We start from the raw sequence: 8,532 nt of genomic DNA on the forward strand, positions 1-8,532 counted from the left end.
TCATGTCTAACTCTGGTTGAATAATCGATCACTCCCGATCACCAAAAAGCGATCAATTATTCAGCAAGCCCTATGTAACTTTTATTCCCCTCACATTACTAAGCAACTGCAAGTTCATATTGCAGAACTAAAATTTCATCTGCTTTCAAAATAGCCATAGCATATTCAATACCATGACTATCAGCAAACTCCACTAAATACTGACATTCCTTTCCCGTATCATACACTTCAACAATAGTTCCCACAAGTCCTACTGGCAAACTAGAAACAGATGCGTATTCCGGTTCGACTAGCGTTAATCGCGTATTTGAAACAGGCTGGAGAATCGCAACAGAATCCAAAAGTCTAAAGTTTTTTATCATGGTTTAAGAAAGCTGAAATCAAACGAGGGTTAGAATTAGTCGAAGTAATTTCCCAGATTGTCCGAAGCTCAATCCCCACTGTATCGGGTACAGTCCAATCAACTTTAAACTGTTGCCCAAAATCAGTAGTATTTTCTTGGACAACTTCACCTTCAATGCCTGCTTTTTGAATAAGCTTTCGCAAAACTTCTGCATTATTAGCCGTGATTCCCAAAACCGATGCAAACACTCTGGCTTTGTGCTTTCCACGAGAATGCTCTGGATTTAAGCAATAGCCGACCAGCTTTTGCAGAGAAACTTCAGCCTGATTGCCATTGGGTAGTTTCATTATAACTCCTCATCACCCCCTAATTAATCTAAATTTTTCTGGTAACGGAGAGAGTGGACTGTTGCGCTTTAATTCTTTCACAATATATCGACTTTCCGCTTGTTTGTCGCTATTGCTTGTAGTTATAATCTTCATCGTAGTCAATAGTACCGAACAATTCCAATATTTTTAGTTGTTTGCGACGTTGGATGTACTCGCGTAAAGCCGCTTCAATTAATGTAGTAGGTGTTTGATGATTACTCAAATCAAGGGCTTCTTGAAGAAGAGTTTTGTCAATTTCGAGCGTAGTTACCATGTATTTTCCTCCTGCAAGTAGGGTATGACGCAATTGTCACCGAACAATGCTGTATTTTTAGTGTAACACTCAAACCCTATCAATGGGCGAGATCCCTTTCCTTCCAAAAATGCGCCCCTATCCCATCCCAAATCTCACGCGGGCGAGATCCTTTTCATTCCAAAAATGCGCCCATATCCCATCCCAAATCTCACGCGAGCGATCGCCCCTTCTTCCAAAAGTGCGATCGCCCCTATCGAACTTCTATTCTCCTCACATTACTAAGCAACTGCTAGATCGTATTGCAAAACTCAAATCTCATCTGCTTTCAAAATAGCCATAGCATATTCAATCCCTTGAGTATCAGCAAACTCCACTAAATATTGACACTCCTTTCCCGTATCATACACTTAAACAATAGTTCCCACAAGTCCTACTGGCGAACTAGAAAGCGATTCTCTGGACGGGTAAAGCAATGATTTACCGCTTCACCTACCCGCCCCAAGCTAAAATTTACGCATTACTTATTCCTTAACTTCGCCCCACTAAACTCAGAAGCAACAATCATCGAACCAATCCCCGCATCCGTGAATATTTCTTGCAGCAAAGCATGAGGAATTCGCCCGTCAATAATGTGAGCGCCCTTCACACCCTGAGCCAAACTTCGCACACAACAATTAACCTTCGGAATCATCCCCCCAGACACAACTCCCGACTCAACTAACTGTCTCGCTTCTTGAATATCCAACTTAGCAATCAGACTCTCCGGGTTGTGATAATCCTCCAAAATTCCCGCAGTATCAGTCATCAAAATCAATTTTTCTGCTCCCAAACCAGCGGCAATTTCCCCGGCAACTGTGTCAGCATTAATGTTGTAAGATTGACCGAATTGATCCGCCGCCACGCTCGACACCACCGGAATATAACCGCTGTTCACCAAAGACTCTAAGATGTTGATTTCCACGCCGCTAACTTCACCAACAAACCCAATTCCTTCCCGGCCATCTGGACGAGCTTGAATTAGATTCGCATCCTTGCCGCATAATCCTACTGCTTTGCCGCCAGCTTGGTTGATTAACGAAACAATTTCCTTGTTTACTTTTCCCACCAAAACCATTTCTACGACTTCCATTGTCGCCGCATCAGTCACCCGCAAACCATCCTTAAATTGTGGCTCTATTCCCAACTTTTCCAGCCAAATATTAATTTCTGGGCCGCCGCCGTGAACCACAACGGGACGCATCCCCACGCAAGCTAGCAGCACAATATCCCGAACAACTTTGTCTTTGAGAGTGCTATCTTTCATCGCAGCACCGCCATATTTGACCACAATCGTGCGGCCGGCAAAGTGTTGAATGTAAGGTAGTGCTTCTGAAAGCACTTCTACTCGATTAGTGTCTGGATTCCTAACAAAATCGCTTTGTTTGAGCATGGGTAATTTACAAAAGACTAAAAACTTAATTCTAAACTTTAATGGCTAAAGCAAATATCAACAGCTACAAAAATCACTTTTTCCCTTGAATTTATCGACGATTGGCCCGATCGCCCTTTCTGAGAGCTCTCCTCATAATTATCATAGGTTTTTTTAATGATATAACTTGAAATTTTGTCTTATAACTTATAAAATTCTTGGTAAAGTCAAGAAATGTATCGTTATCCTTGATTTACTTAACCTTATATGTTAACTGCTGTCGCCCCCAATTCCGAAAACCCTCAGTACAAGCTACCATCAGAGGCTGACTCGTCCCCCCGGATGACAGTATTTTGCGATTTAGACGGGCCGATCGTCGATGTGTCCGATCGCTACTACGCCACCTATCAACAGGGATTAGCGGACACTCAAGCAGCTTATGATGCCAGGAGAATCAACCTCAACCTCCAAATCCTCAGCAAACAGCAGTTTTGGGAAATGAAACAAAACCGAGTCCCCGATACTGAAATAGCCAAAAGTTCGGGCTTATCGGGAGAAGAAATTCACGTTTTTCTCGGATGCGTGAGTCGGATTGTCAATCAGCCAGACTTGTTGCACTTAGATCGCATCCAGCCAGGAGTGCAATGGGCGATCGCACTTCTGCACTCCCGCGGCGTGCGGCTGATTTTGGTCACCCTGCGGCCGAGAAATCAAGCCGTTCAACTGTTGCAAAATTACGGTTTAGCCAGACTGTTTACGTCCATTCGCGGAACTCAGATACCCGATGCGGCCTATCACAACTATACAGCCTTAAAAACCGAATTGTTGGCTGAAGTTGCAGAAGAATTTGAGTCATCGCTGGGTTCGGCTTGGATGATCGGAGATACCGAAGCAGATATCCTCGCAGGACAAGCATTGGGAATACCAACAATTGCCGTTACGTGCGGCATTCGCAGCCACTATCAACTGCAAAAGCACCAGCCTAATTTCATTCTCAGCGACTTAATTATTGCCGTTCATCACTTATTAGGTTTGGGGCAACAAGTAATAGTAGAATGACTATATAGCCTTTCTCACTAACAGTGGGCATGGGGCATGGGGCATGGGGCATGGGGCATCGCCCGTATACCTCACTTTTTTGATAACCTCTATACAGTCAACAGTTAACTGTTAACAGTCAACAGTTAACAGTCAACAGTTAACTGTTAACTAATGACTAAAATTTTTCTAAACTTCTGGTCATTTCCCACAAGCGATTCAGGGGAAAATAAATCACCGGAGCCCAAAGACTACTGAGAATAGCAGAACACAAAGCCACACGCTGATGATAGCTCCAAATTTCCAGTAAAGCCCGATCGCCCATAGCGAAAAATTGTAGCCCCATCACCGTTTCCGCCACCACCGCCATCCCAAACACAATTAACGCGATTGGAACCGGATCTCTCTCAACAATATCAGCCGGAATCGACCAACTTTTCTGCAAAACAACCGTTAAGACACCTACAACAACTAGACTTACAGCGTGGGTGGGATTAGGAGCCGTCATCGCATCTTGAAGAAACCCCAAAGCGATGCCCATACTAGCAGCTCCCCAAACTGTACGTCTCCGCTTAATACTCCAAGCTACCAACCAAATTAACAGCCAGTTCGGGCCAATTCCCAGCAATTCCATTCCCGGAAACCGAGTCGGCAATATCAGTATACACAGCATCACAGAAGCAAATGTAACGCCGAAATTCAAAAATTTGCGCGATCGCCAAAACATCCGAGATAAAGGCTTCATTACGGCTTTGCTCCCCCAGACGGTGCAGAAGATTGACCCTGCGAAGCCTTTTGTTCAGATTCCTTAGAGTGTGGGTAAACCACCGCCCACTCCAGAGAATTCATCTGTGCAGAAAACTCAATAACAGCTTCGGGAGCCGGAGTTTTATTCAGATCAACCGAAACCACTTTTCCCACCGGCAAACCAGCAGGGAACAACTGACTGAAAGAAGAAGTTGAAACCAAATCTCCAGGCTTAACATTGGGAACATTATCAAAAAACTCCATCACAGCCTGATTTGGGCCTTTACCGCGCATAAAACCCATATTACGACTGCGGGTAATTCCCACACCCAATTGACTTGTAGGGTCGCTAGCTAACAGCACTAAGCTAGTATTAGGAGTAACACTGACAACCCGACCTATCAAACCGCCAGGGCCCATCACAGTAAAATCTGTTTTAATGCCATCATTACTGCCGCGCCCCAAGGTTACTTGCTGCCACCAATGGTCAGCGCTGCGCCCCACAATCGGAGCGACAATTCCTTTAGGTTTCTTAGCAGAAACGTAACCTAAAAGTTCTTTTAACTTCTGATTTTGAGTCTCTGATTCTAATAGTTGCGCTTGCAATTCTTGAGTGCGAGCCGAGATGAGTTGCTCTTGTCCAGAGCCGTTGGCTTGAAACGGACGAGACACCCAATTGTAAACTTCAAAAAGTACAGCACCTTGTGTTTGTCGAACCCCCCAAGCCGCAGTTACCGCTAAACCTAAAAGAGCAATTTGTAGACGCAGATCCCACCACCTGCGGATTGTGTGCTTTAGCATAATTTCAATCAAGTAAAATTGTTATGTCAGGATTTTAGAGTTTAGATGGCAGACCTATTTCTAAATCCAAAATCCCAAGTTTGTTAATTACAGACTGCGCGACGACTGCCCGCTGAATACCCGTTCCAACTGTTTGTTTTCCAATACCCTACCAGTTCCCAAAACCACGCAGCAAAGAGGATCGGCTGCCACATGAGTGACAATTCCTGTCTCGTGACTGATTAGAGTATCTAAACCTTTCATCAGTGCTCCGCCACCGGCCAGCATAATTCCCCTGTCAATAATATCTGCCGCTAATTCCGGGGGTGTGCGTTCCAAAGTACGTTTGACAGCTTCCACAATTACTGACAGCGGTTCCGACATACTTTCGCGAATTTCTGGGCCTTTGATTGTAACAGTTCGCGGTAGACCGGAGAGCAAGTGCAAGCCGCGCACTTCCATGATCACATCGTCATCCTCGGTCGTTGGATATGCGGAACCCACCTGAATCTTAATTTCTTCAGCAGTGCGTTCGCCGATCACCAAATTGTGAACTTTTTTCATGTATTGGACGATCGCCTCATTGAGTTCATCACCGGCTACCCGGACAGACTCACTGATCACCGTACCTTGCAAACTCAAAACCGCAACTTCCGTCGTACCCCCACCGATATCTATAATCATATTGCCAGTTGCCTCAGCCACAGGCAGTCCAGCCCCGATCGCCGCAGCGATAGGTTCATCAATTAACCGTACTTCTCTAGCACCGGCCTGAGTAGCCGCCTCAATCACAGCGCGCCTCTCGACACCAGTGACACCACTGGGGATGCCAATAATGATCCGCGGCGAAACTAAGCTTCGGCCTTCGTGAACTCTGCGGATAAAAGTCTTGAGCATGAGTTCGGCTGTATCGAAGTCGGCGATTACCCCGTCGCGAAGCGGGCGCAGTGCTATGACATTCCCAGGCGTGCGCCCAAGCATTTTTTTAGCCTCTTCTCCAACAGCCAGCGGTATTTTTAAGTCTTGGTCGATCGCCACTACGGACGGCTCTTGCAGAACAATACCTTTGCCAGATACATAAACGAGCGTGTTAGCAGTACCGAGGTCGATACCCATATCTCTAGATAAGGAAAATCGATTGAGAAGACCCACTGATTTGTACCCCCCCAAAACTAAAATACTAATGTGTGCAATAATGTTGTTACAAAAGTGTAACCGAGGTGGATTCTATTACGTTTTTCATCCTGAGTCTAGTCGAAACGTAACATTGTCGAGCATAAGTTGAACGCTTGCCTCGCCAATCATCCACAATAAGTATGTTCTGGTAAGTGGGTGTAAAATCAGGATGAAGCCCTGATTCGCGCTGTTCCAAGTTAAGTTTGGAGGCGATCGCCCTTCAGGGAGAGTTTAACTACATCACCAATCGAGCACATTCCCGAAAAAATTTATGAGTCTTAATGTTGTGACTTTGGTCGGCCGCGTCGGTGGCGACCCGGACGTGAAGTATTTTGAGTCGGGTACAGTTAAGTGTAATTTGACGCTGGCAGTCAACCGCAGAAGCAAGAACAACGATCAGCCAGACTGGTTTAATCTGGAAATCTGGGGGAAAACAGCGCAAGTCGCTGCTGACTACGTTCGCAAAGGCGCTCTAATTGGAGTAACAGGCTCTTTGAAGTTCGATCGCTGGCAAGACCGCAATACGGGTTCAAATCGCTCGAAGCCAGTAATTAGAGTAGACCAGTTAGACTTGCTGGGTTCCAAACGGGACAATGAGTCAGGTATGTCGCAAAACAACAGCGAATTCTAGCTTTTGGGGAATTTGGGAACTAATATTTGTGAATTGGGTGGGGGCTGGTGAGTTCAGAAAAGTTAGAAATTGTTCAAACTGAGTATCAAGCGGGCCGAGTAGCTTTTGAGAGCGGTCTGTATGCTCAAGCTATCCAGAGTTTGGAAACAGCGACGGGTTTGGTCGATCGCACTTCCAGATTAGGCGGCGACGTGCAGATGTGGCTGGTGACAGCCTACGAAGCCTCTGGCGATACCGAAAGGGCGATCGAGCTTTGCCGCAAACTCACCCGCCATCCGCGCCAAGAAACCCGCCAGCAAGCCAAGCGCTTGCTGTTCATTCTCGAAGCCCCCAAACTCAGTATCCCTGATGAATGGACGGTAAAAATCCCCGATTTAGCAGCTTTAGATGAAAATCAATCAATCAGTTTTCAAGCAAATCCCAACGCTGATATCAAGTACGCCAAACCAAAGCCCGCCGTACAAGAACCTGTAGATTTGAGTCAGGTGAATACCAAAGATAATAGGTTTATCTGGGTGGCGTTAATTGCCATATTTTTGATTTTAGGTGGCTTGTTTATTAGTTATTAAGACCAACTGTTGGTTCAATCCAAAATTTAAAATCCAACATCTACAATCTACAATCCGATGACTTCATTCCCCACCAACCGCGCCAAAACACTCAAAGAAGCTTACCGCGCTTGCGATGTCAAGCCTCTAACGGGCGATGATATTGCACGATATTATGTGGATTTGTCCGCAGTACGCAACACAGTAGCGATCGACGATGTTAGCACGGATTTGGATCTTCAAGAACCGGGAGAATTTAACACAATTTTGTTTACGGGACATCGGGGATGTGGCAAAAGTACAGAATTAAAACGGATTCAGTCGCGATGGGAAAATGAATATCGGGTGATTTATATAGAATTCGATCAGGAACTAGATGTTCTTGATGCTGAATATACCGATTTATATTTGTTAGTTATCAACAAAGTAGCTGATGATTTAACTGAATTAGGATTGAAGTTTGATCAAAAACTATTACATAGTTTTGAATTGTGGTTTAAAGAAGTCACTAAAGAAACAGAAGAAAGTGTTCAACTTTCCGCTAGCATCGAAACCGAAGCAAGTGCAGGTGCAGAAATTCCGTTTATTTCTAAGTTGACTGCAAAATTAATCGGTCAAATCAAAGGTTCTAGTCAACAAAAACAAGTGATTCGCGAAACTCTTCAGCGTAATCTATCCCGCTTGCAAGCAGATATTAATCTGTTATTGAAAGATGCTTTTAAGAAGCTGAGACACAAATATCCCAACCGTTACCAAAAAGGATTTTTGCTGATTGTTGATAACTTAGACCGGATTCCTCCAAATGTTGGTAATCATTTGTTTTTTGATTACGCTCCTCAACTCCAAGAACTAGACTGTACAATCATCTATACAGTGCCGATTTCGGTAATTTATTCCTATAAAAATGTTAGCAACTTGTTTAGCAATCCCAATATCGTGCCAATGGTGAATATTTATGAATTTAATCGTAGTGAGTGCGATTTAAATTACAATCAGCAAAGATTAGAGGGAGTTGCCCGTTTAATTGAACAGCGGGTTGATATTAGTGCGGTATTTGACGATCGACAACGGCTGCTAGATTTGGCAAAAGCTAGTGGCGGTCACGTCCGACAATTGATGCAGATAACTCGATCGACTTGTCGCACAGCCATTACTCGCAAACGGGTGCATCTCACTTTGGCGAGTATGCCAAAAAAGGGTTAAAATGAAAAAGCTAGTAAAATTGCCAAATAAAGAT

11 protein-coding genes are annotated in these 8,532 nt (G+C 44.6%); 4 read left to right on the plus strand and 7 right to left on the minus strand.

All coding sequences use genetic code 11. From position 1 onward, the window contains the following. Positions 1-98 precede the first annotated feature (98 nt). The 4 genes from QUB52_RS27920 to argB form a co-directional block, all read right to left on the minus strand. Positions 99-362 carry a DUF4926 domain-containing protein gene (locus tag QUB52_RS27920; RefSeq protein WP_332975541.1) on the minus strand — a complete coding sequence of 88 codons (264 nt, stop codon included), beginning with the start codon at positions 360-362 and terminating at the stop codon, positions 99-101. Beyond that, entirely contained in the window at positions 346-690 is a 345-nt protein-coding gene (locus QUB52_RS27925; RefSeq protein WP_332975540.1) for a DUF6883 domain-containing protein, read from the minus strand. Before QUB52_RS27925 ends, QUB52_RS27920 begins: the two co-directional genes overlap by 17 nt. A 109-nt stretch (positions 691-799) precedes the next feature. Beyond that, entirely contained in the window at positions 800-985 is a 186-nt protein-coding gene (locus tag QUB52_RS27930; RefSeq protein WP_332967060.1) for a type II toxin-antitoxin system VapB family antitoxin, read from the minus strand. A 499-nt stretch (positions 986-1,484) separates the two neighbouring features. Then, on the minus strand, positions 1,485-2,396 hold the full coding sequence (gene argB / locus QUB52_RS27935) for an acetylglutamate kinase (protein ID WP_265235855.1): 912 nt from the start codon (positions 2,394-2,396) through the stop codon (positions 1,485-1,487). A gap of 246 nt (positions 2,397-2,642) precedes the next feature. Here argB and QUB52_RS27940 point away from each other — a divergent pair, with 246 nt between their 5' ends. Continuing rightward, the gene (locus QUB52_RS27940; protein WP_265235854.1) at positions 2,643-3,434 is read left to right on the plus strand and encodes an HAD family hydrolase; all 792 of its coding nucleotides are present in this window, start codon (positions 2,643-2,645) and stop codon (positions 3,432-3,434) included. 157 nt (positions 3,435-3,591) lie between these two features. On the opposite strand, the gene mreD is transcribed toward QUB52_RS27940, so the two are convergent. The 3 genes from mreD to QUB52_RS27955 all read right to left on the minus strand — a co-directional run bounded on the left by mreD (position 3,592) and on the right by QUB52_RS27955 (position 6,056). After that, on the minus strand, positions 3,592-4,158 hold the full coding sequence (gene mreD / locus QUB52_RS27945; RefSeq protein ID WP_265235853.1) for a rod shape-determining protein MreD: 567 nt from the start codon (positions 4,156-4,158) through the stop codon (positions 3,592-3,594). Beyond that, complete coding sequence (gene mreC / locus QUB52_RS27950) at positions 4,158-4,961, minus strand: rod shape-determining protein MreC (protein ID WP_265235852.1); 804 nt, start codon at positions 4,959-4,961, stop codon at positions 4,158-4,160. Before mreC ends, mreD begins: the two co-directional genes overlap by 1 nt. 87 nt (positions 4,962-5,048) lie before the next feature. Beyond that, entirely contained in the window at positions 5,049-6,056 is a 1,008-nt protein-coding gene (locus QUB52_RS27955; RefSeq protein ID WP_265235862.1) for a rod shape-determining protein, read from the minus strand. A 331-nt stretch (positions 6,057-6,387) separates the two neighbouring features. Between QUB52_RS27955 and QUB52_RS27960 the strand changes: the two genes are divergently transcribed. The 3 genes from QUB52_RS27960 to QUB52_RS27970 are packed head-to-tail and all read left to right on the plus strand — an operon-like array spanning position 6,388 to position 8,498. After that, positions 6,388-6,747: a single-stranded DNA-binding protein gene (locus QUB52_RS27960; RefSeq protein ID WP_265235851.1), complete on the plus strand. Its 360-nt coding sequence runs from the start codon at positions 6,388-6,390 to the stop codon at positions 6,745-6,747. 47 nt (positions 6,748-6,794) lie between these two features. After that, on the plus strand, positions 6,795-7,316 hold the full coding sequence (locus tag QUB52_RS27965) for a tetratricopeptide repeat protein (protein ID WP_265235850.1): 522 nt from the start codon (positions 6,795-6,797) through the stop codon (positions 7,314-7,316). Positions 7,317-7,373: 57 nt separating this feature from the next. Next, positions 7,374-8,498: a P-loop NTPase fold protein gene (locus QUB52_RS27970; protein WP_332975539.1), complete on the plus strand. Its 1,125-nt coding sequence runs from the start codon at positions 7,374-7,376 to the stop codon at positions 8,496-8,498. Positions 8,499-8,532: the final 34 nt, after the last annotated feature.

The sequence above is a fragment of the Microcoleus sp. A6-C6 genome (assembly GCF_036705955.1).
Classification (GTDB): Bacteria; Cyanobacteriota; Cyanobacteriia; order Cyanobacteriales; family Microcoleaceae; genus Microcoleus.

Coding starts and splice junctions, on each gene's coding strand:
- QUB52_RS27920 (WP_332975541.1), bottom strand. CDS start 362: ATGATAAAAAACTTTAGACTTTTGGATTCTGTTGCGATTCTCCAGCCT.
- QUB52_RS27925 (WP_332975540.1), bottom strand. CDS start 690: ATGAAACTACCCAATGGCAATCAGGCTGAAGTTTCTCTGCAAAAGCTG.
- QUB52_RS27930 (WP_332967060.1), bottom strand. CDS start 985: ATGGTAACTACGCTCGAAATTGACAAAACTCTTCTTCAAGAAGCCCTT.
- argB (WP_265235855.1), bottom strand. CDS start 2,396: ATGCTCAAACAAAGCGATTTTGTTAGGAATCCAGACACTAATCGAGTA.
- QUB52_RS27940 (WP_265235854.1), top strand. CDS start 2,643: ATGTTAACTGCTGTCGCCCCCAATTCCGAAAACCCTCAGTACAAGCTA.
- mreD (WP_265235853.1), bottom strand. CDS start 4,158: ATGAAGCCTTTATCTCGGATGTTTTGGCGATCGCGCAAATTTTTGAAT.
- mreC (WP_265235852.1), bottom strand. CDS start 4,961: ATGCTAAAGCACACAATCCGCAGGTGGTGGGATCTGCGTCTACAAATT.
- QUB52_RS27955 (WP_265235862.1), bottom strand. CDS start 6,056: ATGGGTATCGACCTCGGTACTGCTAACACGCTCGTTTATGTATCTGGC.
- QUB52_RS27960 (WP_265235851.1), top strand. CDS start 6,388: ATGAGTCTTAATGTTGTGACTTTGGTCGGCCGCGTCGGTGGCGACCCG.
- QUB52_RS27970 (WP_332975539.1), top strand. CDS start 7,374: ATGACTTCATTCCCCACCAACCGCGCCAAAACACTCAAAGAAGCTTAC.